The 24,261-nt window shown below is 72.8% G+C and carries 17 protein-coding genes; 6 read left to right on the top strand and 11 right to left on the bottom strand.

From position 1 onward, the window contains the following. Window positions 1-134 precede the first annotated feature (134 nt). Genes AB0L89_RS15220 through AB0L89_RS15210 form a run of 3 tightly spaced genes read left to right on the top strand, consistent with a single transcriptional unit; the run spans window position 135 to window position 5,774 of the window. Window positions 135-1,559, top strand: coding sequence for a hypothetical protein (locus AB0L89_RS15220; protein ID WP_365140203.1), 1,425 nt, complete (start codon window positions 135-137; stop codon window positions 1,557-1,559). Between the two features lie 31 nt (window positions 1,560-1,590). Beyond that, complete coding sequence (locus AB0L89_RS15215) at window positions 1,591-4,293, top strand: glucosidase (protein WP_365140200.1); 2,703 nt, start codon at window positions 1,591-1,593, stop codon at window positions 4,291-4,293. Further along, window positions 4,290-5,774, top strand: coding sequence for an alpha-amylase (locus AB0L89_RS15210; RefSeq protein ID WP_365140197.1), 1,485 nt, complete (start codon window positions 4,290-4,292; stop codon window positions 5,772-5,774). The genes AB0L89_RS15215 and AB0L89_RS15210 overlap by 4 nt, the downstream gene beginning before the upstream one ends. A 52-nt stretch (window positions 5,775-5,826) precedes the next feature. Here the strand turns inward: AB0L89_RS15210 and sulP are convergent, their stop codons facing one another. From sulP to AB0L89_RS15190, 4 genes are read right to left on the bottom strand one after another with little or no spacing between them, the layout of a single operon-like run. After that, window positions 5,827-7,554, bottom strand: coding sequence for a sulfate permease (gene sulP, locus AB0L89_RS15205; RefSeq protein WP_365140194.1), 1,728 nt, complete (start codon window positions 7,552-7,554; stop codon window positions 5,827-5,829). Between the two features lie 7 nt (window positions 7,555-7,561). Continuing rightward, entirely contained in the window at window positions 7,562-10,297 is a 2,736-nt protein-coding gene (locus tag AB0L89_RS15200; protein WP_365140191.1) for an HAD-IC family P-type ATPase, read from the bottom strand. Next, the gene (locus AB0L89_RS15195; protein WP_365140188.1) at window positions 10,294-11,292 is read right to left on the bottom strand and encodes a PPK2 family polyphosphate kinase; all 999 of its coding nucleotides are present in this window, start codon (window positions 11,290-11,292) and stop codon (window positions 10,294-10,296) included. Before AB0L89_RS15195 ends, AB0L89_RS15200 begins: the two co-directional genes overlap by 4 nt. Before the next feature lie 12 nt (window positions 11,293-11,304). Continuing rightward, window positions 11,305-11,724 (bottom strand): hypothetical protein, encoded by a 420-nt coding sequence (locus AB0L89_RS15190; protein ID WP_365140185.1) that lies wholly within the window; start codon window positions 11,722-11,724, stop codon window positions 11,305-11,307. Between the two features lie 385 nt (window positions 11,725-12,109). Between AB0L89_RS15190 and AB0L89_RS15185 the strand changes: the two genes are divergently transcribed. Next, the gene (locus AB0L89_RS15185; protein WP_365140182.1) at window positions 12,110-13,522 is read left to right on the top strand and encodes an MFS transporter; all 1,413 of its coding nucleotides are present in this window, start codon (window positions 12,110-12,112) and stop codon (window positions 13,520-13,522) included. Between the two features lie 26 nt (window positions 13,523-13,548). On the opposite strand, the gene AB0L89_RS15180 is transcribed toward AB0L89_RS15185, so the two are convergent. The 6 genes from AB0L89_RS15180 to AB0L89_RS15155 all read right to left on the bottom strand — a co-directional run bounded on the left by AB0L89_RS15180 (window position 13,549) and on the right by AB0L89_RS15155 (window position 18,422). Continuing rightward, window positions 13,549-14,019 (bottom strand): RDD family protein, encoded by a 471-nt coding sequence (locus tag AB0L89_RS15180; protein ID WP_365140179.1) that lies wholly within the window; start codon window positions 14,017-14,019, stop codon window positions 13,549-13,551. Then, window positions 14,019-14,498 carry a hypothetical protein gene (locus tag AB0L89_RS15175; protein WP_365140176.1) on the bottom strand — a complete coding sequence of 160 codons (480 nt, stop codon included), beginning with the start codon at window positions 14,496-14,498 and terminating at the stop codon, window positions 14,019-14,021. Before AB0L89_RS15175 ends, AB0L89_RS15180 begins: the two co-directional genes overlap by 1 nt. A gap of 73 nt (window positions 14,499-14,571) precedes the next feature. Further along, window positions 14,572-15,612 carry an NAD(P)-dependent alcohol dehydrogenase gene (locus AB0L89_RS15170; protein ID WP_365141047.1) on the bottom strand — a complete coding sequence of 347 codons (1,041 nt, stop codon included), beginning with the start codon at window positions 15,610-15,612 and terminating at the stop codon, window positions 14,572-14,574. Window positions 15,613-15,700: 88 nt separating this feature from the next. Further along, a complete protein-coding gene (locus tag AB0L89_RS15165; protein WP_365140173.1) occupies window positions 15,701-16,522 on the bottom strand; it encodes an SDR family NAD(P)-dependent oxidoreductase in 822 nt (273 codons plus the stop codon). A 14-nt stretch (window positions 16,523-16,536) separates the two neighbouring features. Next, window positions 16,537-17,214, bottom strand: a complete 678-nt coding sequence (locus AB0L89_RS15160; protein ID WP_365140170.1) for a TetR family transcriptional regulator — start codon at window positions 17,212-17,214, stop codon at window positions 16,537-16,539. A gap of 158 nt (window positions 17,215-17,372) precedes the next feature. Next, window positions 17,373-18,422 carry a hypothetical protein gene (locus tag AB0L89_RS15155; RefSeq protein WP_365140167.1) on the bottom strand — a complete coding sequence of 350 codons (1,050 nt, stop codon included), beginning with the start codon at window positions 18,420-18,422 and terminating at the stop codon, window positions 17,373-17,375. Between the two features lie 217 nt (window positions 18,423-18,639). Here AB0L89_RS15155 and AB0L89_RS15150 point away from each other — a divergent pair, with 217 nt between their 5' ends. Beyond that, window positions 18,640-22,257 (top strand): hypothetical protein, encoded by a 3,618-nt coding sequence (locus AB0L89_RS15150; RefSeq protein ID WP_365140164.1) that lies wholly within the window; start codon window positions 18,640-18,642, stop codon window positions 22,255-22,257. A gap of 21 nt (window positions 22,258-22,278) precedes the next feature. Here AB0L89_RS15150 and AB0L89_RS15145 read toward each other — a convergent pair whose 3' ends face one another. Then, window positions 22,279-22,986: a DUF1326 domain-containing protein gene (locus tag AB0L89_RS15145; RefSeq protein ID WP_365140161.1), complete on the bottom strand. Its 708-nt coding sequence runs from the start codon at window positions 22,984-22,986 to the stop codon at window positions 22,279-22,281. Between the two features lie 219 nt (window positions 22,987-23,205). Between AB0L89_RS15145 and AB0L89_RS15140 the strand changes: the two genes are divergently transcribed. Then, window positions 23,206-24,189 carry an AraC family transcriptional regulator gene (locus AB0L89_RS15140; RefSeq protein ID WP_365140158.1) on the top strand — a complete coding sequence of 328 codons (984 nt, stop codon included), beginning with the start codon at window positions 23,206-23,208 and terminating at the stop codon, window positions 24,187-24,189. Window positions 24,190-24,261 lie beyond the last annotated feature (72 nt).

The raw sequence follows: 24,261 nt of genomic DNA, 5'->3' as shown, positions 1-24,261 counted from the left end.
TGCCTCCCTTCAGCGGAACTGCCGCCGTCACGGCCGTCATCACAGCGTCGGACCGTGCCCTGACGCGTCACCCGCCGCAGGTGAGGGAGGCGTGCGTCCGTGCGGTCACGGTGGGCCGCGGAGGTGGCACGCCGATGACGGACGACGGGACACGGAGCGGGGACGGGACACCGGACCGGGACGAGAGCGAGGTGGAGCGGCTGCGTGCCGAGGTGGCACGCCTGCGCGACCGCACCGACACCGAACGGCGGCGCCGCGACCGCACCCTGGTCGTCCGGCGCGTGCTCGCCGCGGTGCTGATCGCGCTGGTCGCCGTGCTGGCCGTCACCTCGGTCGTGGGGGTCTGGGGCTCGCGCACCACGCTGAACACGGACCGCTGGATCGCCGCGGTGGGCCCGTTGCCCGAGGACCCCGAGGTCAACGCGGCCGTCTCGACGTATCTGGCGAACGAGATCTTCGACCAGCTGGACGTCGAGCAGCGGCTTTCCGAGGCGCTGCCGCCGCGCGCGTCCTTCCTCGCGGGCCCGGTGACCGGGGCCGTCCACGACTACATGCGGGAATCGATCTCCAAGCTCATCGCCACGGACCGGTTCCAGGACCTGTGGCGCGCCACGAACCGGTTCGCGCACGCGCGGATCGTCGCGGTCCTGGAGAAGAGCAACGACAACGTACGCGTCCAGGGCGACACGGTCACCCTCAACCTGCTGCCGATGGTCAACAACCTCCTGCGCTCCCTGGAGGACCAGCTGCCCACCCTGTTCGGCAAGAAGCTCGACCTGCCCGCCGTCTCCTCGGGCGAGATCCCGCCCGGTCTGCACCAGCGGATCGAGAAGGCACTCAACGTCGACCTGCCGGAGGACTTCGCGCAGATCCGGCTCTACGACCGCCACGAACTGGGCCAGCTCCAGGAGGCCGTCCTCCTGTTCAAGCGCGCGGTGGTGGGCCTGCTGATCGCCGTGCCGGTGCTGCTGGGCCTCGCCCTGTGGGTCTCCCCCAACCGGCGGCGGACCGTGCTCCAGCTCGGCCTGTGGCTGATCGTGACGGTCACCGTCCTCTCCGGCGTCCTTCGGGCGGTGCGCGAGCAGTTACTCGGCCACGTGCCGCCCGGCGTCTACCGCGACGGCCTGCGGGCCGCGCTGTGGACGATCTTCACGACGCTGCGTGACCGCGGCGACCAGCTGCTGTGGATCGGCATCGCCATCGCCGTGATCGCGTACCTGGTGGGGCCGGGGCGACTGCCGGTGCTGCTGCGCGGGCTGGTGGCGCGGGGCACGCGGGCCACGGGCCACTTCCTCGCGCGGACCGGGGACAAGCTCACCAAAAAGGATCTGCCGGTACGGCCGTGGCTGGCCCGGTACGCCGATGTGCTGCGGGTCTCCGGTCTCGTCGTCGCGGCCCTGGTGGCCCTGCTCCTGTCGTCGTGGACCGGGCTGCTCGTGGTCGGCGTCCTGCTGGCCGCGTACGAGATCGCGATCACGCTGGCCGCCCGGGGCGGGGGCTCACCCCCAGGAGGTGAGGCGACCCCCGAGGCGCCCGCCAAGACTGGCGCACCCGGCTGAGTACCGCGGGAGCCACACAGGGAGGCTGCGCATGAAGAGGCAGACGCAGGCCGGCCGCTCCCGGCCGGTCGGTGACGCGAGCGGACGGTCCCGGCTGTGGGGCCCCTACCTCAGCGAACGCCAGTGGGGCACGGTCCGCGAGGACTACAGCCCCGGTGGCGACGCCTGGTCCTACTTCCCGCACGACCACGCGCGTTCGCGCGCCTACCGCTGGGGCGAGGACGGCCTCGGCGGCATCTGCGACGAGAAGCAGCGCCTGTGTCTGGCCCTCGCCCTGTGGAACGGCCGCGACCCCATCCTCAAGGAGCGGGCCTTCGGCCTCACCAACGGCGAGGGCAACCACGGCGAGGACGTCAAGGAGTACTACTTCTACCTCGACAGCACCCCCAGCCACTCCTACCTGCGCTACCTGTACAAGTACCCGCAGGCCGCGTTCCCCTACAACGACCTCGTCGAGGTCAACCGGGCCCGTACGCGGCAGGAGTTCGAGTACGAGCTCCTGGACACCGGGGTCTTCGACGACGACCGGTACTTCGACGTGACGGTGGAGTACGCCAAGGCCGACCACGACGACGTCCTCATGCGGATCACCGTCGACAACCGCGGCCCCGACGAGGCGACGCTGCACGTGCTGCCGACGCTGTGGTTCCGCAACACCTGGTCGTGGGGCGAGCGTCCCGGCGAGGAGCACATGCCGCGGCTGCGGGCGGTCGAGGGACCGCGCGGCACGGCGACCGTCCGCGCCGACCATCCGGAGCTCGGCAGCTACGACCTGCGCTGCGACGGCGCGGCGGAGCTGCTGTTCACGGAGAACGAGACCAACAACCGGCGCCTGTTCGGCACGGCCGACGCCTCCCCCCATGTGAAGGACGGCATCGGCCGCTACGTGGTCCAAGGTGAGCGGGGCGCCGTCAACCCGGCGCGGCACGGCACGAAGGCGGCCGTGCACCACACGCTCACCGTCCCGGCCGGCGGGTCCGAGACGTTGCGGCTGCGTCTCGGCCCCGCCGGCGCCCAGCTCGCGCTGGCCCCGCGCGGCTTCGACACGGTCTTCAAGAACCGGATCGCCGAGGCGGACGCCTTCTACCGCGAACTCACCCCCGACCGGGCGACCGAGGACGAGGCGCGCGTGCTGCGCCAGGCCCTCGCCGGGATGCTGTGGTCCAAGCAGTACTACGCGTTCGACCTGGAGACCTGGCTCGCCGAGCACGACCTCACCCCGTGGAGCCCGCCGCGCTCCGGCATCCGCAACCGCGAGTGGTTCCACATGGTCTGCGACGACGTCGTGTCGATGCCGGACAAGTGGGAGTACCCCTGGTTCGCCGCCTGGGACCTGGCGTTCCACGCGGTGGCCTTCTCGGTCGTGGACGTCGGCTTCGCCAAGGACCAGCTCGAACTCCTGCTGCGCGACTCCTTCCTGCACCCCAACGGCCAGATCCCCGCCTACGAGTGGAACTTCGGCGACGTGAACCCGCCGGTGCACGCCTGGGCCGCGTACTTCGTGTACTCGGTGGAGAAGGCCACGACCGGCCACGCCGACCACGCGTTCCTGGAGCGCACCTTCCAGAAGCTGCTCACGAACTTCACGTGGTGGGTCAACCGCAAGGACCCCAGCGGGCGCAACGTCTTCCAGGGCGGCTTCCTGGGCCTGGACAACATCGGGGTCTTCGACCGCAGCGCGCCGCTGCCCACCGGGGGGACCCTGGAGCAGGCGGACGGCACCGCGTGGATGGCGCTGTACTGCCAGTCGATGCTCCAGATCGCGGTGGAGCTCGTCGAGCAGAACGAGGCGTACGAAGAGCTGGTCCTGAAGTTCGTCGAGCACTATCTGTGGATCGCCGCCTCGATGGACCGGCTCGGCGACCTCGGCGACGAACTGTGGGACGAGGAGGACGGGTTCTTCTACGACGTGCTGCGGCTGCCCGACGGGCAGGCCGTCCGGCTGAAGGTCCGCTCCATGGTGGGGCTGCTGCCGCTGTGCGCGTCGACGGTCTTCCAGCCCCGGCAGCTGGAGCGGCTCTCCGGCCTGACCGAGCGCCTCCAGCGGTTCGCCGCGCGCCACCCCTCGCTGTCGGTGGCGCTGACGTCGGCGGGGGCCGGCACGGCGGGCGGGCCGCGGCTGCTGTCCGTCGTGGACGAGAAGAAGCTGACGCGGGTGCTCGGTCATCTCCTGTCGGAGGACGAGTTCCTGAGCCCCTACGGCATCAGGGCGCTGTCCCGGTATCACGCGGAGCACCCGTACACGTTCTCGGTGCACGGCGAGGAGTTCCGGGTCTCCTATCTGCCCGCCGAGTCGGACACCGGGATGTTCGGCGGGAACTCCAACTGGCGCGGCCCGGTGTGGCTGCCGATGAACACGCTCGTCATCCGGGCGCTGTTGAACCTGTACGGCTTCTACGGCGACGACCTCACCGTCGAGTGCCCGACCGGCTCGGGGGTGCACAAGAACCTCTACGAGGTCGCCGAGGAGCTCTCCGCGCGGCTCGGCCGGATCTTCCTGCGCGACCAGGAGGGCCACCGGCCGGTGTACGGCGGGCAGCCGAAGTTCCACGACGACCCGCACTGGCGGGACCTCGTCTCCTTCTTCGAGTACTTCCACGGCGACAACGGCGCCGGCATCGGGGCCTCCCACCAGACGGGCTGGACCGGTCTGGTGGCCGCCCTGATGAAGATCTTCGGGACGCTCGGCCCCGAGGACTTCAGGCCCGGGGCCACGAGGAGGCGCGGCCGATGACCGAACTGCCCGCACAACCCGTCGTCCACGAGGTCAACACCCGTGTGTGGCTGCGGGAGACCGGACTGCGCACCGGCCGTGCGACCGGTCTCGCGGAGGTGCCCAAGGACGTCTGGGACGAGATCACGCCGTCGGGCGTCGACGTCGTCTGGCTGATGGGCGTCTGGGAACGCAGCCCGCTGGGGCGCAGCATCGCGCTGGACAACCCGTCGCTGCGCGCCGCGTTCGACGCGGCCGTCCCGGGCATCGGCGAGGACGACATCGCCGGATCGCCGTACTGCATCCGGCGCTACGAGGCCGACGCGGCGCTCGGCGGCCCCGAGGGGCTCGCCGCCGCACGGGCCGAGCTGGACCGCCGGGGCGTCGGGCTGCTGCTCGACTACGTCCCCAACCATGTGGCGCCCGACAGCCCTTGGGTGGCCGATCACCCCGAGTACTTCGTGCGGGGCGACGCGGCGGACCTGCGGCGCGATCCCGCCGCCTTCCTCGACACCGGGCGGGCCGTGCTCGCCCGGGGCCGCGATCCGTTCTTCGCGCCCTGGCCGGACGTGGTGCAGCTGAACGCCTTCGCCCCGGAGCTGCGGGAGGCGACCGCGACAGTGCTCGACGGCATCGGCCGGGTGTGCGACGGAGTGCGTTGCGACATGGCGATGCTGCTGATCAACGACGTGTTCGCGCGGACCTGGGGAGAGCGGGTGGGGGCCCCGCCCGAGGGCGAGTTCTGGTCGGAGGTCGTGACGGCCGTGCGCCGGGGGCACCCCGGGATGCTCTTCGCCGCCGAGGCCTACTGGGACCTCGAATGGGCGCTCCAGCAGCAGGGGTTCGACTTCTGCTACGACAAGCGCCTCTACGACCGGGTGCTGAACGAGAGCGCCGAGTCCGTGCGCGGCCATCTGCTGGCCGACGAGTCCTACCAGCGGCGGCTCGTCCGCTTCCTGGAGAACCACGACGAGCCGCGCGCCGCGCACACGCTGCACCCGGCGAAGGAGCGGGCGGCGGCCGTGCTGATCGCCACGCTGCCCGGTGCCACGCTGTGGCACGAGGGCCAGTTCACCGGGCGCCGGGTGCACCTGCCGGTCTTCCTGGACCGGCGCCCCGACGAACCGGCGGATCCGGCGCTGCGGGCCTTCCACGAGCGGCTGCTCTCGCGCGTCCACGGCAGCGGCATGCGCACGGGCGAGTGGCGTCTCCTGGACTGCGCGGGCTGGCCCGACAACGACTCCGCGCGGCAGCTGATCGCCTCGTGCTGGACCGGTCCCGCGGGCCGGTTCGTGACCGTCGTGAACCTCTCCCCGTATCAGGCGCAGGCACGCGTCCGGCTCCCCTGGAACGAACTGGGCGAGGAGACCTGGGAGTTGACCGACCTGCTCCACGACGACCGGTACGGCCGCTCGGGTGCGGAGATGCTGAGCGGCGGACTGTACGTCGACCTGCCGCCGTGGGGCACGCACGTGCTGTCGGCCGCGGCGAACGCGGGCTAGTTCCTGGTCCCGGCCCGGGACGGGCCCTAGTCGTCCCGGCCCGGGACAGGCCCTAGTCCCGGTCAGCCGTCGGCCGCCGGCGGCTGACCGCGGTCCACCGTGCGCCGCTGCGCTCCCTGAAGTCCTCGACGGCGCTCTCCACCGTCGGGAAGAACTGGCCCGGGTCGAAGGTCCGGGTCAGTCCGTAGCGCTCCAGCTTGCCGCGCACCGGGTCCTTCAGCTCGGCGAAGACCAGCTCGATCCCCCGCTTGTGCAGGGCCTCGTCCAGCTCCTCCAGGAAGTCGGCCGCGGTCGTGTCGACGTCGGTCACCGGCTCGGCGGCGATGAGCACGCGGCGCGGCGGCGGCGCGGCGCGCGCGCACCGCAGGACCTCGTCGCGGAACGACTTGGCGTTGGCGAAGAACAGCGGCGCGTCGAAGCGGAGGATGACCAGGCCGGGCAGTTCCTCGGCGCTCGGGTGGGAGCGCACGTCGTGGTAGCCCGCGAGGCCGGGCACGCGCCCGAGCACCGTGCTGTAGGGCCACCACGCGCGCCGGAAGACATTCAGGATGGACAGGCCCACCGCGACCGCGATGCCGGGCAGCACGCCCAGCAGCGCCACCCCGAGGAAGGCCGCGATGCACAGCAGGAACTCCGTCTTGCGCTGCCGCCACAGCCGCGCCGTGCCCTTGGCGTCGGCCAGCGAGAGGGAGGCCGTGACGACCACCGCGGCGAGCGTGGGCTGCGGCAGGTCGCGGAAGAGCCCCGGCAGCAGGACGAGCATGAGGAGGATCAGGGCGGCGCCGACCACCCCGGTGAGCTGGGTCCTGGCGCCCGCCCGCTCGGCGACGGCCGTCCGCGAGCCGCTGGTGCTCACGGGGAAGCCCTGGAAGAGGCCGGCGGCCACGTTCGCCGTGCCGATGGCGATCATCTCGTCGTTGCCGCGGATCTCCTGACCGCTGCGGGCCGCGAACGCCGACGCGTTGGAGATCGTGTCGGCCAGGGAGACCAGGGCGATGCCCAGCGCGCCGACGAACAGCGGGCCGAGGTCGTCCCACCGGATGTCCGGGACGGTGAAGGGCGGCAGCCCCTCGGGCAGCCTGCCGACCATCCGTACGCCGTGGCCCTCCAGGTCGAGCAGGACGGAGGCGGCGATGGCGAGCACCACCATGACGAGGACGGCGGGGACCTTCGGCAGCAGGCGTTGCAGGAGCAGGATGACGGCGATGCAGCCCGCGCCCACCGCGACGGCGGCCGGTACCGCCTTTCCGTCGCCCAACGCCCGTACGAAGGCGTCGACTTCCTCGACCAGACCGTCGGCGTCCGTGGAGAACCCGAACAGCTTGGGCAGCTGGCCGATGAGGATGGTCAGGGCCAGTCCGTTCATGTAGCCGATCATGGTCGGCTTGGAGATCAGGTCGGCGACGAAGCCGAGGCGCGCCACGCCCGCGAGGAGCGTGATCGCCCCGACCATCAGCGCCAGGGCGGAGGCGAGGGCGACCGCGCGGGCGCTGTCGCCGCCGGAGGCGATCAGCGGCAGGACCGTGGCGGCGATCATCGGGCCGAGCGAGGAGTCGGGGCCGAGCACGAGGATGCGGGAGGGTCCGGCGACGGCGTACGCGAGCAGGCAGAGCACGGACGTGTACAGGCCGGTGATCGCCGGGAGGCCGGCCAGTTCCGCGTACGCCATGCCCTGCGGCACGAGCAGCGTGCTCAGGACGAGACCGGCGACGAGGTCCTTGGCCAGCCACTCCCGGCGGTAGGTCCGCAGTGTCCTCAGGCCGGGCGGTACCCCGGGCACCGGCGGCTCACCGCCGTCCGGCGGCGGGGCGCCGTGCGCGGCGGCGGGCCGCGAGCTTGCCCAGCTCCCAGAGCGTCAGCAGGGCCAGTGGCGGCAGGAAGGCCCAGGCGAACTGGCCCGCCTCCAGGGGCGTGGTGTCGAGCAGCCGGTTGAAGACGTCCGTCTGGGTCACCAGGACGGCGAGGACGAACTCCCCGAGCATCGTCCAGTTCAGCTGCTTGCTGTCGAAGGTGTCGGCCGTGAGCACCGTGCCGGTCTGGCTGCGGCACTCCAGGGCGGCCACGATCAGGCAGAGCGCGAACGAGGCGAAGGCGATGGAGTTGCCGACGCGGACGCTGTCGTAGCGCGAGGCGCCCAGCTGGATCAGGCCGAGCAGCCCGGCGGCGACGGCCGTCCCGGCGAGGCCGACCGTGAGCATCAGTCCGGGCGTCATCACGGGCTGGCCCCGGGGGCGCGGGCGGCGGGCCATGAGGTCCTGCCTGACCCGGTCGAAGCCGAGGGAGAAGCCGAAGGCCGCGTTGACGACGAAGTGGATCCACAGCACCTGGGCGGGCGTGAACGGCTCACCGTCCGCGATGTCGAACAGCGAGGCGCCCAGGAAGCTCAGCACGAACACGACCAGCAGGAGGAGCACGAAGCGGATGTACTTGGTGAGGTTGTCGTAGATCTTCCGGCCCTGCTCCACGGCGTGGACGATCGTGGCGAAGTTGTCGTCGGACAGGATCATCCGCGCCGCGTTCTTGGCGACCTCCGTGCCCGACCCCATGGCGATGCCGATGTCGGCGGCCTTGATGGCCGGGGCGTCGTTGACGCCGTCGCCGGTCATGGCGACCACGTCGCCCTTCTTCTTCAGCGTCTCGGCGAGCAGGACCTTGTGCTCGGGGGCCACCCGGCCGACCACGCCGATGCCGTCGACGCGGGCGAGCCGTTCCTGTTCGGACAGGGCCGCGAAGTCGGCGCCGAGGATCGCCTCGCCGTCGATGCCGATCTGCTCGGCGACGGCGGCACCGGTGATGACGTCGTCGCCGGTCACCATCCGGACGCGGATGTGCGCGGCCTGCGCGGCGAGGACGGCGTCCCGGGACTCCTCGCGCGGCGGGTCGACCATGCCGACGAGGCCGGCCACCCGCAACTCGGCGACCTGCGCGAGGAGATCGCCGCCCGGCACGAACGCCGCGGGGGCGAGGTCGCGGGTGGCGGCGGCCATCACCCGGCGGCCCGCGCGTTCCATCCGCTCGATCTCGCGCTCGGCGCGCTCCCGCAGCGCGGTGTCGAAGGGGATGCCCGCGCCGTCGGACAGCGCGGTGGTGGCGCGCGCGAGGACGGCCGGTGCCGCGCCCTTGACGAAGCAGCGCACGACGGGATGGCCCTTGTCGTCCGTGGCCTCGTGGAAGGTGGCCATCAGTTTGTACGCCGGGTCGAAGGGCAGGGTCGCGAGCCGGGGCAGCCGGGCCCGGGTGGCGTCGACGTCCAGGCCCGCCTTGTGGCCGAGGACGAGCAGGGCGCCCTCGGTGGGGTCGCCCACCACGCGTCCGTCCACGAGCGAGGCGTCGCTGGCGACCAGGTAGGGCAGGATCGCGTCGTCGATGCTCGGGGTGGTGCCGGCGGCATGGTGGATCCTGCCGTCGAGGGAGTATCCGCCGCCCGAGACCGTGTACCGGTCGAAGGGGTCGACGACCTCGACGACGGTCACCTGGTTCATCGTCAGCGTGCCGGTCTTGTCGGAGTTGACGGCGGAGGTGAAGCCGAGGGTCTCCACCGAGGGCAGGTCCTTGACGATCGCGTGGCGCCGGGCGAGGTCGAGGCCGCCCAGCGAGAGGATCGTCTGGGTGACGGTGGGCAGCGCCTCGGGGACGGCGGCGATGGCCAGCGACACGGCGCTCACGAACAGCGCGTCCCACGGCTCGCCCCGCCCGCGCCCGAGCGCGAACATCACGACCATGGTCACCCCGGCGGCCCCCACGATCCACAGCGTGAGCCGGTTCAGCTCCTTGGTGAGGGGAGACATCTCACGCCGAGTGGTCGACAGCATCCCGGAGATCCTGCCCAGTTCGGTGGAGGACCCGGTGGCCGTGACGAGGAGGACCGCGCTGCCGTGCGTGACGGGGGTGTTCATGAACGCCATGTCGGTCTGGTCCGCCGGACCGAGGTCCGTGCCCCGCACCGGCGCGGCGTCCTTGGCGACCGGGACGCTCTCACCGGTGAGCGCGGACTCGTCGATCTGCAGGGCACTCGCGCTCAACAGCCGTCCGTCGGCGGGCACTTCGTCACCGGCGGCGAGCAGCGCGATGTCGCCGACGACGACGTCCACCGCGTCGATCTCGGTCACCCTCCCCTCGCGCCGCACCCGGGCGCTGGCCTTCGTCATCGCCTTCAGGGCGTTCATGGCGCTCTCGGCCTTGCCCTCCTGACGTATCCCGATGACCGCGTTCAGCAGGGTCAGGGCCAGCAGCACCAGCGCGGTGCCCCACTCCTGGATGACGAGGGAGACCAGGGCGGAGGCGACGAGGATCATCTGCATGTACGTGGTGAACTGGCCGAGGAAGCGGACCCAGCCCGGTGTCGGCCGCTCCTCCGCGAGGGCGTTGGGCCCGTACTCGGCGAGCCGCGTGGCCACCTGGGCCGCACTCAGGCCCAGGGCCGGGTCGACGCCCAGCTCCTCGGCCACCGACGCGGCCGGGCGCGCGTACCAGGCGTGGTCCGCCGCCGCGGGGGCGTCGCGTCCGGATGCCGCCGCGGTCATCGCGCCCGCCTTCCCGCGCCGTGCCGGCCGCGGCCGGCCGCGGCGGCCCAGGGGTCCGCCGCCGCGCCGGCCGGTGCCTCACCCTCCAACTGGCGCTTCTCCAGTTCGAGTTCGTGACGCGCCTTGTCGCCGATGTCCGGATAGCGCGGGCCGATGTCGAGCAGCGCGTGCGCGAGGACGGCGGCCGCGCAGATCCGGGCGTACCACTTATGGTCGGCGGGCACCACGTACCAGGGCGCCCACGGGGTGCTCGTGGCGGACAGCATCTCGGAGAACGCCGACTGGTAGGCGTCCCAGGAGACGCGTTCGCGTGCGTCCGCCGCCGAGAACTTCCAGTTCCGCTCCGGCACGTCGATCCGTTTGAGGAAGCGGATGCGCTGTTCTTCCTTGGACAGGTTCAGGAACAGTTTGACGACGCTGAAGCCGTTGTCCGTCAGATACCGCTCCCAGTCGTTGATCTCCCGGTACCGCCGGCGCCAGAACGACTTCTTGTCCCTGGCCCCGCCCGGCAGCCGCTGGCGGGCGAGGAGTTCGGGGTGCACGCGGACCACCAGGACCTCCTCGTAGTGCGACCGGTTGAAGATGCCGATCTCCCCGCGGCGCGGCAACCGGGAGGCGTAGCGCCAGAGATAGTCGTGTCCGAGCTCCTCGGACGAGGGCGCCTTGAAGTTGGCCACGTGCACGCCCTGCGGGTTCACCCCGCTCATGACGTGGCGGATCGTGCCGTCCTTGCCTCCGGCGTCCAGCGCCTGGAGGCACAGCAGGACGCCGTGGCTGCCCTCGGCGGCGAGCCTGCGCTGGTAGTCGGCCAGCAGGAGGACGCCGACGCGGAGCAGATCCTGTCCTTCGCGCTTGTCCTTGACGCCCGTCCTGTGGGCGGGGTCGAAGTCCTTGGACAGGTTCACCTTCGCATCGGGCTCGACCCGCAGAGGGGCGATGAACTTCGCGATCCGCCGCGCCCTTTCGTCCCTCGTGCGCACCCGTCCGTCCTTCATCGGTCGCCTCTGCTAGCTCAGGGTGTCCTGATCCACGACGCACAGGCCCCAGATGATGAAGCCGTCCATCGCGATCAGCGTGAGGGACCAGAAGGGGTGGTACGGGATCGACAGGAAGTTGGCGATGATCATCAGGCCGGCGATGACGATGCCGACGACCCGGGCCCACTTCATGCCGGCGAGCAGGCCGAGGCTGACGCCCACCGCGACGACGCCGAGGACGAGGTGGATCCAGCCCCAGCTCGTCAGGTCGAACTCGAAGACGTACTGGGGCGTGGTGAGGAACACCTTGTCCTCAAGGACCGCCATGAGGCCACGGCAGAAGTCCAGAGAACCGGAGATGAACAGCAGCACCGCGGCGAAGATCGTCAGCCCGCCCGCGGCCGCCCTCGTGGTGCCCGAGCGGTGGTGCGAAGTGGTCGTGGTGGTCATGACAGGACCCCCATGGTTGAGCAGGGTGCCGATTGCACCGCTGAGTGGGGGCGAGTCTCGCTCGCGCGGCGGTGCCGGGTCGTCACCCCCCGAGGGTGACGCCCGGGAGCGGGGCGCCCGGGAGGCTGTCGGTCGTCCGACGCACGCGAGGCTTCCGGCGCCCCAGAGGCTGCCGGGAAGGGCTTCGGCGCACGCGGGGAAGGCCACAGGCCCGAGGGGGGAGCTCCGGGCCTGGAGGGGAGCTCCGGGTCCGGAGGGCCGCTCCGGGCCCGGGGCGCGGCTCTGCGCGAGGGAAAGCCCCGACCCGGGACGGAACCCGCGCCCCGGGAGGCAAGCCCCGGCCCGGGAGGCAAGCCCCGGCGCGGGAGCGAGAGGGAGGCGAGGGATGACCGTGCCGTCCACCCCTGAGGGGGCAAGCACCCCCAGGAACGGCCGCCCGTGGCCGCGTCGCATCCTCGCGCCGCTCGCGCTGGCGCAGTTCATCTGCAGCTTCGCCGGCTCCAACATGACCGTGATGATCAAGGACATCAGCGAGGACCTGGACACCTCCGTGCAGGGCGTCCAGCTCGCGATCACCGCGTTCCTGCTGGTGATGGCGGCGCTGATGATCCCTGGCGGCATCCTCACCGAACGCTACGGCCGCAAGCGGTGCCTCGTGGTCGGGCTCGCCGTGTACGGGGTCGGCGCCCTGCTCAGCGCGTTCGCGCCCGGCCTCGGCGTCCTCATCCTCGGCAACTCGATCCTGGAGGGTGTCGGCACGGCACTGCTCATCCCGCCCGTGTACATCCTCACCACGCTCCTGTTCACCGAAGTCGCCGACCGGGCGCGCGCGTTCGGGGCGATCATGGGCATGGGCGGCATCGGCGCCGCCGCGGGACCGCTGCTCGGCGGGCTCATCACCTCGGCGATCAGCTGGCGGGCCGCGTTCGTGTTCCAGGCCGCGGTGGTCGCGCTGATCATCCTGCTGACCCGGCGCCTCGACGACCCGCTGCCCGCGAACCCCGGCCGCTCCTTCGACACCGGCGGCGCGGTCCTGTCGGCCACCGGTCTGGTGCTGGTCGTCATGGGCATCCTCGCGGCGGACGACAACGTCTGGCTGATGGCCGCGCTGCTGCTGGTCGGCGCCCTCGTCCTGGTGGCCTTCTTCCGCTGGGTGCGCGCCAAGGAGCGCGCGGGCGCCGAACCGCTGCTGCCGACCGCGCTGTTCCACAACCGCACGTCCAACCTCGGCCTGATCACCCAGCACATCCAGTGGCTGCTGCTCATGGGCGTGTCGTTCGTCGTGGCCACCTATCTCCAGGTCGTCCGCGGCTACGACGCGATCGGCACCGGCGTGATCTTCACCGCGTCGACGCTGGGCCTGCTCGCCAGCTCGCTGGGCGCCGCGCGCTTCGCCCGGCGCCGCGAGCAACGGACGCTGGTCATGGCCGGGTTCGTGGTGACGGTGTGCGGGATCGGCGTCCTGATCGCCCTCGCCCACGGCTCGCCGAAGGCCTGGGTGTTCACTCCCGGGCTGCTCCTGATCGGCCTGGGGCTCGGGGTGATGCTGACACCGTCGGTGAACGTGGTGCAGTCGAGCTTCTCGGAGGACCTCCAGGGCGAGATCTCCGGCCTGTCGCGCAGTGTGTCCAACCTCGGTTCCTCGGTGGGCACCGCGCTCGCCGGGACCATCCTCGTCGCCGACCCGGCCGTGGGACCGTACGCCGCGGCCCTGGTGGTGCTCGCCGTCATCGGGCTCGGCGGACTCGGCGCCGCCGCGAAACTGCCCCGGACACCGGCGCCCGACCGGCACGGGTGAGGCCAGGCGGGGCGCCGGCCGCCGCCTCAACTCGGGTCGTGGCACACCTCGGTGGCCACGACCAGGTCCTGGAGCGACGCGTGCCGGGCACTGAACGGGATCCAGCACATCCCCAGCGGGAACGTCACGCACAGCACCGCACGCGCCAGGGACCGCACCACCCCCAACGGACGGCCGCCACGGCCGCTGACGCGCAGCCCCATCAGGCGGCACCCCGCGGTGTACCCGATCGAGGCCCAGGCCCCGCCGAGGTAGAGCACCGCGAAGACCCACGCGACCGATCCGGTGAGCCAGGCGGGCAGATCGGGGAACCGGAACGGCGGCCCGGTGACGAGCAGCCGCGCACACCCCGCTCCGACCTGGACCGCGAACCCGGTCACGGCGAGGACCAGCGCGTCGAGCACGGCGGCGACACCACGCGAGACGATGCCGGCGGGCTCGGGAGCGGGCGCCGCACGACCGTCCGGGGCGGCGCCTTCTGCGTCCCACGGCGCCATCACGGGGCTCGTGGCGGTGCAGGCGCGTCGGTGTCCGGGGGCGTGTCCGTGCGGCGCAGGATCCGGTCCGCCAGGCGGTTCACACTGCGGTCGCCCCGCTGGCCGAGGAGGCGGATCGCGTCGACGGTGTCGGTGGTGAGGCCGCCCCCGGTGTCCCGGACGATCCTGCCGAGGTCGATCTCGCCGAGCACGTCACGGGTGATGCCCACCAGGTCGATCCGGTCGATCACCGCGTCCACGTCGACCCGGTCGGCGATGTGGTTCACGTCCACCCGCTCGGCGATCCGCTCCAGGTCGATCCGGTCCGCGATCCGGTCCACGTCGACGCGCGCCACGAGGGCGTCCAGGTCGACGCGGTCGAGGACCGCGCCGATCACCGCACGGGTCACGGCGTCCGCCGCCCCTCCCACCGTGTCCAGCGCGCACCGGGCCCGCCGGACGACACAGGCCACCAGGCCGCCCGCCCTTGCTGAGGTCATTCGCAGACCGCAGCAGTGACCGGACGGCCTGACATCCTCCGCCGGGGGTGAGTCGCCCGGCAGGGGCGGCCGGTCAGGCGCCCGGCAGGATGACCGCCCGGCCCTTCACCCGGCCCTCGTGCAGGTGCTCGTACGCCGTGGGGGCGTCGTCCAGCGTGTACGTCTCCACATGGACGTCGACCGCGCCGGACCGGGCGAGCTCCAGGACCTCGATCAGCTCGGACCTGCTGCCCCAGTACGGGGAGCGGACCGCGACGTCGTGGGCGGTCGTGCCGAAGCCGACGGACGCGGCGCCGCCGCCGATGCCGACGATGGACACGTCGCCCTCGACCGCCGCGCAGGCGGTCGCCGTGGCGGCGGTGGGCGGGGCGCCGACGAAGTCGAACACGGCCTGGGCACCGAGCCCGCCGGTCAGCTCACGGACCCGGTCCGCCGCGGCCGGGTCCGACAGGACGGTCTCGTGGGCGCCGACCTCGCGGGCGAGCCGCAGCTTGTCCTCGGTGACGTCCAGGGCGATCACCCGTGCCGGGGTCAGCGCCCGCAGCAGCTGGATGGCGACGTGGCCGAGGCCGCCGGTGCCGATGACCACGGCGGTGCTGCCGGGCGTCAGCCTGGGCAGCGAGGTCTTGATCGCGTGGTACGGGGTGAGGCCCGCGTCGGTGAGCGGCACGGCGGTCACCGGGTCGAGGCCGCCGAGCGGGACCAGGTGGCGCGGGTCGTCCACGAGCAGATACTCGGCGATGGCGCCGGGCGCCCCGAGTCCGGGCGGACGGATGCCGAGCTCCGCGGCGCGCGTGCAGTAGTTCTCCTTGCCCTGCGCGCACATCGGACAGGTGCCGCAGCCCCACGGTCCGTACACGGCCACGGAGTCGCCGAGCGCGAGACCGGTGACGCCCTCGCCGAGCGCGGCGACGGTCCCGGCGCCCTCGTGGCCGAGGGTCAGCGGCAGCGGGAAGGACAGCGCCTCGGCGGGCATGCTCATCACCGCGATGTCCGAGTGGCAGACGCCGGCGGCGGTGACCTTCAGGAGCACCTGCCCCGGGCCCGGCCGGGGGCACGGGACGGTGACGACCTCGGGGTCGGCGCCGACGCTGCGGTACTGCACGGCCTTCATCCGGTCGGGCAGGCCGGGGAGTTCTTGACCTGACATGGTGGGATGCCTCTCTTCCTGTCTTCCTGTCTTCCTGCGGGTGGGGCGCCGGTCAGCGGGCCGCGTATCCGCCGTCGACCAGGTGGTAGCTGCCGTTGACGAACGAGGCGCGGTCGGAGAGCAGGAACAGGGTGAGCTCGGCGACCTCCTCGGCGGTGCCGAGGCGGCCCTGCGGGTGGAGCGCGACCAGCTGGGCGCGCTGCGCCTCGTCGCCCTTGAGCAGCGGGGTGTCGATGAACCCGGGGGCGACGGCGTTCACGCGGACGCCCTGGGAGGCGTACTCCACGGCGGCGGTCTTGGTCAGGCCGACGACGGCGTGCTTGGCGGCGGAGTAGGCGGGCGACCCGGCGAAGCCGTTCGTACCGAGGATCGAGGACATGTTGACGACGGCGCCGCCGCCGGAGGCGAGGAGGTGCGGCAGCTCGTACCGCAGGGAGTAGAAGACGCCGTTGAGGTTGGTGTCGATCACGCGCCGCCAGTCCTCGACCCCGTACTCGCCGGTCGGGGCGGAGGCCCCTGCGATGCCGGCGTTGTTCACGGCCAGGTGGAGTGCGCCGTACGTCTCGACCGCGAACTCGACGGCCAGGCGCACCGATTCGGGATCGGTGACGTCGACGCGTACGGCCGCGGCGCGGCCGCCGGCCTCGGTGAGGTTGCGGGCGACGTCGCGCGCGCCCTGTTCGTTGAAGTCGGCGACGACGACGGCCGCGCCCGCGGCGGCGAGGCGGCGGGCGACCTCCAGGCCGATGCCGGATGCCGCGCCGGTGACGAGGGCGGTCTTCCCGGCGAACTCCGCCGGGGCGCCGGCGGGCGCACCGGTCGCGGTGTCCGTGGCGGTGTTCGAAGGGGTGTCGGTGCTGCTGGTCGTGCTCATGGTGGTGCCTGGTTTCACTTGGTGGTGGTACGGGATTCACTCGATGCCGGGGCCGGGACGGACGCCGGGGCGGGCGCCGCGGCCGGGGCGGGCGCGGGCTCGTCGGCCAGGGCCGTGAACGCCGCGTCGATCAGCCGGGGCAGCGGCGCGCTCGCGCCGGGCGCGATCCAGAACCGCACGGCGGTGCCGAATGCCCCGACGGCGAGCGACACCGCGAGCGCGGGCCGCAGATCGCGCTCCGCGTCGAGCCCGAGCCGGCGCGCGACGATCGCCACCGACTCGGTCTCGGCCTCGTCCTGCACCCGCAGATAGGCGGGCAGCAGCGAGGCTTCGGTGTGGAGCAGCCGCAGCAGGTCGCGCGAGCGGGGCAGGCGGTGCCAGGCCGTCGGCTCGGCGCCCAGCCAGCTCCGCAGGGCGCGGTGGTAGGCCGTGAGCGGGCTCTCCTCGGCGGGGCGGGCGGCCAGCGCCGCGTTGATCCGCGCGAAGTCGGCGCGCAGGGCGTCGACCACCGCGTCCTCCTTGCCGGCGAAGTACCGGGAGAAGGTGCGGCGCGAGACGTCGGCCCGTTCGCTGATCGTCTCGACGGTGACCTGGTCGAGGCCGTGGGCGAGGACCAGGTCCACGGCGGCGTTCGCCATGGTCTCCCGGCTCTCCCGGACCTTGCGGGTCCGACGGCCCTGATTGCTGCTCATGTCTTCGACTGTACTCCTCGAAGTGTCCCAGTGGGACACATGGCCCACTGGGACACAACGACTGCTGGGACACAGGGGCAACCGAGACACACCGACCGCTGGGGCACAGGGGCAACCGGGACACAGGGGCCGCCGGGACACCTCACGGCCGCAGCTCGTCAGCCGACCGTCACCTTCACGACGCGCCCCGAGGCCTCGGCCACGAAGAGCTCGCGCCGGGGGTCGTGCTCACCGAAGCCGCGCGGCACCCGGACGCTGCTGGGCATGCGCAGCCCCGACACCAGGACGCAGGAGCGCCCGGTGGCCGGGTCGACCCTGATCAGTTCGCCGTCGCGGAAGCTCGCGACGACCAGGTCGCCGCCGAAGGACGTCAGGTCGTCCAGGATCTTGGCGCCGAGGGGGTTCGGACTGAGCTCGGCGACCGTGGTGCGGCGCGCCGGGTCGTTCAGGGGGATGCGGACGACCGGCGACGACGCGTCGGTGATGACGCTGCTGTAGAGCTGGTCGCCGACGATCTCCAGGCCGTTCGTGCCGAAGACGTCCGCCGCCCGCGTCCACGCCTCGTCCCGCGTGCCGTCGGGGCGGATCTTGACGACGCCGGTGGCGAGTTCGCGGCTGAGGTAGAAGTTCCCGTCGGCGTCGATCGCCAGGCCGTTGATCCCGTCGACGCCGTCGACGAACCTCTCGGCCCGGGGCCGTTCCGCCGCCGGGTCGAAACGCATGATGCCGCCCCCGCCCGAGAGGCCCCAGCTCAGCGGATTCACGCCGTAGTTGACGTACATCATGCCGTCCGGGCCGCGCCGGATCCCGCCCGGACCGATGACCGGGACACTGGCCTTGAGCGTCCCGTCGGGGGCGTACCCCTCGACCCGGTGCCGCATGACGTGTGCGACCCAGAGCATGCCCCGCCCGTCGAACTCCAGGTTCTCCCGCCAGTCCAGGAGCGGCACGCCCCCTTCCCTGAACACCTCCACGCGCGCCGGCTCGGCGCAGCGCTCCAGGGCGGTCGCGGAGGCCGGGGCGCGGCCCACGGCCGCCTGCGCGGAGGGCTGCGCGCCGCTCACGAGAAGCGCCGACAGGAGGCCAGTGGCGGTCGCCGCGCGGACGGCGCGGGAGGTGCGGACGGCGCGGGAGGTCCATGCGGTGCGGAACGTCCGCTCGGCGCGGCGGCACGGGCGTCCGGCCGGCCGGGGATTCGGCTGGGTCACAAGTGGTCCCTTCACTGCTGACGACGGGGGCGTGGGGCTCGGTGCGGAGGCGGTCCTACCCCGGGCGTCGCGCAACGGACCTTTGTTACTGGAGAGTTGGCCGAACTCGACCGCAGCCCGGCGCGGGGTTCACGCCCCGCTCACCGACGCCGGTCACGGATAATCGACGGTCTCGGCCGTCGGCCGTCCCCGAGGGGAACCCGTTGAGGAGGTTGCGTTGAGCGAACGCCGACTGGGCGTGGTGCTGGTGCACGGAATCCGGTCCAGCTCCGCCATGTGGGATCCGCTGCGCGGCCTCATCGCGGCGGACGACGGTCTCGGTTCCGTGGAGACGCTCCCCTACGAGTACGCGACCGGCGTCTTCCGCCTCAATCCCACGCGGACGTTCCCGAGCTTCGACACGGCCGCCGACGGCCTGAAGGAGTTCCTCGACACGCAGGGCGCGGACTTCCCCCGCCTGATGGTGATCGCCCACAGTCAGGGCGGCCTGATCGTGCAGCGCTGCCTGGCCCGGATGCTCGCCGAGGGCCGGGGCCGCGATCTCGCCCGGATCGGCCGCGTCGTGCTGCTGGCCTGCCCGAACAACGGCTCGGAGTTCCTGCTCTCGCTGCGCCGCCGCTTCTTCGGCCGGAGCCATCCGCAGGAGACCCAACTCCGGCCCTACGACGAGCAGATCACCGACACCCAGGCCACGGTGCTGCACGACATCGTCCTGGCCCGCGAGGTCACCGACCGCACCTGCCCCATCCCCTTCAAGGCGTATGTGGCCGAGAGCGACAACATCGTCAAGGCGGCCTCCGCCAGGAGCGTGTTCCGCGACGTCGGGACCCTGCGCGGCGGCCACTCCACCGTCGCCAGGCCCGACTCCACGGGGCATCCGACGTACCGCACCCTGCGGCGCCTGATCCTGGAGACCGCCGACACCGACCCGCCCGACCGGCCGGGCCCGCTGCCCGCCGTGCCGATCCGTGACGCGGCCCTCGACGCCACGGCTCTCGGCGTCCACCGTGTCATCGACACCGCCGCCCCGACGGCCGATCTCACCCCCCAACCGCCTTATCTCCTGCGGGAACACGACACCGCGCTGCGGCACGCCGTCTCCGGGGCGGCCGACGGACGCAGCCGCCTCGCGGTCCTCGTCGGCGGTTCGTCGACGGGCAAGACCCGCGCCTGTTTCGAGGCGCTGGCCCTGCTGGGCCCCGAGTGGCGGCTGTGGCGCCCGCCGAGCGCCGACGACCTGGCGGCCGGTCTCGCCGGGCGGCCCCGGCTCCCCCGCACGGTGGTGTGGCTGGACGAGACCCAGCGCTGTCTGACCTCCTCGGCCGAGGACCCGGCGGCCCGCGCCCTGCAGTCCCTGCTCGACGATCCCGCCCGAGGTCCCGTGCTGGTCCTCGGCACCCTGTGGCCCGAGCACCACAAGGAACTCACGGGTCACGGCGCCCACCCCGCGGCCCGCCTCCTCAAGGACCGCCAGATCCACCTCACCGACACCGGTTTCCGCACCGCGTCCGAGGCCGACGTCATGGCGGCCGTCGCCGACGACCCACGGCTCGCCGAGGCCTTCACCGCGGGACGGGACCAGGCGACCCAGTACCTGGCGGGCGGCCGGGAACTCGTCGCCCGCTATGAAAGCACCCCGGAGACACGGGCGTTGGTCGACGCGGCGGTGGACGCCGCACGCCTCGGCCGGGTGCGGGACGTCACGGAGGCCTTCCTGGCCCCGGCGGCCTGGGCGCTGCTGCCGGAGCCGTATGTGCGGACCCGGCCGCCCGACTGGCCGGAAGGGTGGTTCCGGCGCGCGCTCACCGACGCCGGGGAGCCCTGCCGGGGCGTCCCCGGCCCCCTGACCACGCTCGGCACAGCCCCTGACGAACCGTCACCCGACGTACGCACCTACCAGCTCGCGGACTATCTGGCCCAGCGCGTCGCCGCAGAGCGCCGGCTGCTCTGCCCGCCGGACGCGTGGTGGGAGGCGGCGGGTCGGCACGTGTCCGCGCCGCGGCACCTGCTGGCCCTGGCGGAGGCGGCCCGCGCGCGGGGCCGGTACCGCGTGAGTGCTCTGCTGGCGCAGCGGGCCCTGGACGCCGATCCGTCCGTGCGTGCGCACGATCTGTTGGTCGTCCTGCACCACGGCGCCGGGCACCCGGCCCGAGCGGCCCGTGTCGCGGAGCAGGCTCTGGCGCAGGGCGACGAACACCCCGCGCTCGTGCTGGCCGAACTCCTGCGCGCGCAGGGTGACGTGGACCAGGCCGTCGTGTGGCAGAGGCGGGCGGCGGCCGGGGCCGCGGACAAGGAGGCGGCGTGGGACGCGCTGGCGGCGACGCTCCTTGCCTCGGGGGACGTCGAAGGGGCGATGCGGGCCGGAGAACACCTGCCCCGCTGGCGTCTGGGGGCCTTCACCCATGACCTGGGCGCGGCGGGCCACGGCGCGCGGGCCCTCGCGTTCGCCCGGCGGCTCGCGGCGGAGGGAAGAACCGAGGCCCTCGTCGCCGTGGCGAAGGGCCACGAGGCCGAGGGGCGGCTCCAGGATGCCATCGACCTGCTCGACGAGCCGGACCGCCTCGACTCGGCACGCGCCTACGAGTACCTCACGGACCTGCGCGAGGAGGCGGGCGACCCGCGCGGCGCCGAGGACGCGGGCCGACGCGCGGCGGGCGAACACCGTTACGGCAAGGCACTCAAGCGCCTGGCGTGGCGCCGCGCGGAAGCGGGAGATCCCCGCGGGGCGGGGCACGCGATGCTGGCGCTGGCGTCCTGTCCCGACTGGGGCTGGTGGGCGCTGGTCGCATCCACGTACTTCTTCGAGGCGAAGGCCCCCGAGGCGGCCGCCGCCGCGGCAGAGCGGGCCGTCGCCGGCGGATGGCCCGAGGGATGGGTACAGCTGGCCCACCTGGCCGCGCATCGGGGCGACCTGTCCGGGGTGGAGCGGGCCCTCGCGCAGGCCACGGCCACCGAGGACGGCGACGTGTGGGAGGCGCTGGGCGACTTCCACCAGGACCAGGGCCGTGTGGAAGAGGCCGATGCCGCCTACCGGCGCGCCATCGGGCTCGGCCGGCACTCCGCGTACGACGATCTGGCGGCGCTGTGGCACGACGCCGGGGACCTCACCCGCAGGGACGACGTGATCAGCGAGGCACTGGCGGCCGGCCGGGTGGGCTCCCTCCGCCCTCTGCCCGAATTCTTCGCCGACGCCGACGACCACGCGACCGCCCGCGCACAGGCACTGCGCGCCGTCGAGCACGGCGACGAGGGAGCGGGCCTCTTCCTCACCCGCCGCTGGCTCCAGGTGGATCGCACGGCCGACGCACTCGCCCTCGCCAAGGATCTGACGCTGCTGGGGCACGACCAGGCCCTGAACGAGCTCGTCCAAGTGCGTTGGGAGGCCTCGGACTTCACCACGGTGATCGACGCCGTCGAGTTCGTCCGGGGCGCCGGAGGCACCGAAGAGCGGCTGATCGTCGGCTACTTGGCGGCAGCCCACGCGGCGACCGGCGCCGCCGAGGCCTTCGAACGGACCCTCAAGGCCCTGCGCTCCTCGGCACCCCTGCTGCACGCGGGCGAGCTGTGCGAACAGCGCGGGCTGCGCGCCGAGGCCCTGGCCGCGTACGAGGGAGCCCGTGCGCACGGCGACGGGCGGGCCCTGCCCGCTCTGGCCCGCCTGCACGCCGACGACCCCCCTCGGGCACGCGCCCTGCTGCACCGGGCCGTCGACGCCGGCGCGCCGAACGCCCTCGAACTCCTCGTGGCCCACCACGAGAGCGCCCGGGACCCCGCGGCGGCCCGCCGGGTCCGCCGCTACGGCGTCACGGCGGACGGCCCCGCCCCGGCCTGGTGAGACCGCCCGGCCGCGACGCCCTCAGGGCCGCCAGTCGAACGGGAAGTGCTTGCTGGAGCCACCGCGGTACGCGTGCGAGAAGTCGAACCCCTCCGCGTGGTCGCTCTCGACGACGCCCCACGTGGCGATCTGGCCGGGGCCGACCTCCGCTCCGGGGGCGTTGACCAGCTGGACGCGGCGGGATGGGTCGGCGGTGGGGCCGGTGAGGGCGGTGGCGCCGACCGTGACCTTGTCCGCGACGCCGGCCCGCCAGTACGAGAGGTCCTCGGCGGCGTCGAAGCGGACGGGCGCGTACCGCACCTCGCGCAACTCACTGATGAGCGAGCCGAACTGGCCGGGCCAGCCGCCGACGTGACCGGCGAAGATCTGCTCCAGGGCGTCGCGCTGGTCCTGGTCGCCCTTGGCGTCGATGTAGAACATGACCTTCATCGTGGCGTCCGGGTCGCCGACCCACATGTTCCCGGCGAACTCGCCGAGCGCGACGACGCCGAGGCCGTCCAGGCGCACGTCGCCGAAGTGCCCTTCGTGGACCTGCCAGACGAGCGTGAAGAGGCAGTCGCCGTGGGTCGGGGCCTGCGCGAAGGTGCAGGGGCAGGGCAGTGCGCAGCTGCAGACGTCGAACCACTCCCCGCGCAAGTGCCAGTCGGGCAGGGCGCCGTCGCCGGTGCCGGCGCGGAGGACGGCGGGGGCGAGAGGAGCGGGCTGCGGTCCGCTGGACGTCGTGCACATGGTGGAGCCTCCTGACTCTCGGAACCAGACCACTCAATACCCCCTGGGGGTATTGAGTGGTGACAGGAAAGGACACTACGGACCGCCGCACATGAACGTCAAGTACCCCCAGGGGGTATATCCACTTCGGCGCATTCGCGGTCCTGCCCCACCCCCGCCGACCGTGCCATGGTGAAGGCGCTCTGGTCCGGACCATCTCCGCCGATGAGGAGTCGACACATGCGCGGCACAACGGTCTTGCCCGGCGAGGGCAACAACGGAGAACCGGGCGAGGACGGCATGCCGACCCACCGGCTGCAGGTGCCGATGCCCAACGCCCTGCCCTTCGCCATCGGCACGTTCGACACCATCGGCCCCATGTCGCGTGCCACGTTCCCGCACCGGCACACCTTCCACGAGATCGTCCACGTCACCGGCGGCACCGGCGGGCACGTCGTCGACCTGAACCGGTTCGCGCTCCGGCCGCCCAACCTGTGCTTCATCTCCCCCGGCCAGGTCCACCACTGGGAGGACGTCACCGGCCTGGAGGGACACGTCATCCTCTTCACCGACGACTTCCTCCTCGACCACCCCGCCGACCGGTACGTCCTGCGCACCCTCGGCCGGCGCTCCTGGCTGGAGCTCTCCGAGGAGGCCGCGGACCGGACGGCGCGCCTCGTCGCCGAACTGGACGCCGAGTACCGGTCGGGGGCCGACGGATTCCACAGCGTCCTGCGCGCCCTGCTGCACATCCTGGTGGTGCGCTCGGCGCGGCTGCCCGCGCACCAGCCGCCGACATGGACGGCGCAGCCGCCCGCGCCCGCCCACCCGGCCGCGCCGCACTCCCGGCCGGGCTCGATGGCCACGGAGTTCACGGCACTGATCGGCACACCGGAGGGCGCCCTCCAGTCGGTGCGGTCGAGCGCCGAGCACCTGGGCGTCTCGGTGAGCTATCTCAGCGAGGCGGTGAAGGCGGCCACCGGCCGCACGCCCGGCGAACTGATCCGGCAGTCCCGCGTGCACGAGGCCAAACGCCTGCTGCTGCGCACGGATCTGTCGGTCCGTCAGATAGCGGGACGCGTCGGGTTCGGGGACCCGGCGTACTTCTGCCGCTTCTTCCGCCGCGAGACCGGGGCGAGCCCGGGGGACTTCCGGCGCGGCGGTGGAGATATTCACCACGACCACCGGCTTGAGTCCATCGCCCGGACCCCTTCCTCCGCATAACTTCATGGACGGTCCGGACCCCACCCACCCCCGCAGGCTCAGGAGGAGCGATGGACAACGAGATCGGCACCC

The sequence above is a fragment of the Streptomyces sp. NPDC052114 genome, assembly GCF_040680155.1.
Classification (GTDB): domain Bacteria; phylum Actinomycetota; class Actinomycetes; order Streptomycetales; family Streptomycetaceae; genus Streptomyces.
The sequence above is the reverse complement of the archived record's forward strand: the minus strand, read 5'-3'. Positions and strand labels throughout refer to the sequence as shown.

What these genes read in the sequence shown, in the direction of transcription:
- AB0L89_RS15185 (WP_365140182.1), top strand. Translation starts at nt 12,110, where the DNA reads ATGACCGTGCCGTCCACCCCTGAGGGGGCAAGCACCCCCAGGAACGGC.
- AB0L89_RS15180 (WP_365140179.1), bottom strand. Translation starts at nt 14,019, where the DNA reads ATGGCGCCGTGGGACGCAGAAGGCGCCGCCCCGGACGGTCGTGCGGCG.
- AB0L89_RS15165 (WP_365140173.1), bottom strand. Translation starts at nt 16,522, where the DNA reads ATGAGCACGACCAGCAGCACCGACACCCCTTCGAACACCGCCACGGAC.
- AB0L89_RS15140 (WP_365140158.1), top strand. Translation starts at nt 23,206, where the DNA reads ATGCGCGGCACAACGGTCTTGCCCGGCGAGGGCAACAACGGAGAACCG.
- AB0L89_RS15200 (WP_365140191.1), bottom strand. Translation starts at nt 10,297, where the DNA reads ATGACCGCGGCGGCATCCGGACGCGACGCCCCCGCGGCGGCGGACCAC.
- AB0L89_RS15145 (WP_365140161.1), bottom strand. Translation starts at nt 22,986, where the DNA reads ATGTGCACGACGTCCAGCGGACCGCAGCCCGCTCCTCTCGCCCCCGCC.
- AB0L89_RS15190 (WP_365140185.1), bottom strand. Translation starts at nt 11,724, where the DNA reads ATGACCACCACGACCACTTCGCACCACCGCTCGGGCACCACGAGGGCG.
- AB0L89_RS15210 (WP_365140197.1), top strand. Translation starts at nt 4,290, where the DNA reads ATGACCGAACTGCCCGCACAACCCGTCGTCCACGAGGTCAACACCCGT.
- AB0L89_RS15175 (WP_365140176.1), bottom strand. Translation starts at nt 14,498, where the DNA reads ATGACCTCAGCAAGGGCGGGCGGCCTGGTGGCCTGTGTCGTCCGGCGG.
- AB0L89_RS15220 (WP_365140203.1), top strand. Translation starts at nt 135, where the DNA reads ATGACGGACGACGGGACACGGAGCGGGGACGGGACACCGGACCGGGAC.
- AB0L89_RS15215 (WP_365140200.1), top strand. Translation starts at nt 1,591, where the DNA reads ATGAAGAGGCAGACGCAGGCCGGCCGCTCCCGGCCGGTCGGTGACGCG.
- AB0L89_RS15195 (WP_365140188.1), bottom strand. Translation starts at nt 11,292, where the DNA reads ATGAAGGACGGACGGGTGCGCACGAGGGACGAAAGGGCGCGGCGGATC.
- AB0L89_RS15170 (WP_365141047.1), bottom strand. Translation starts at nt 15,612, where the DNA reads ATGAAGGCCGTGCAGTACCGCAGCGTCGGCGCCGACCCCGAGGTCGTC.
- AB0L89_RS15160 (WP_365140170.1), bottom strand. Translation starts at nt 17,214, where the DNA reads ATGAGCAGCAATCAGGGCCGTCGGACCCGCAAGGTCCGGGAGAGCCGG.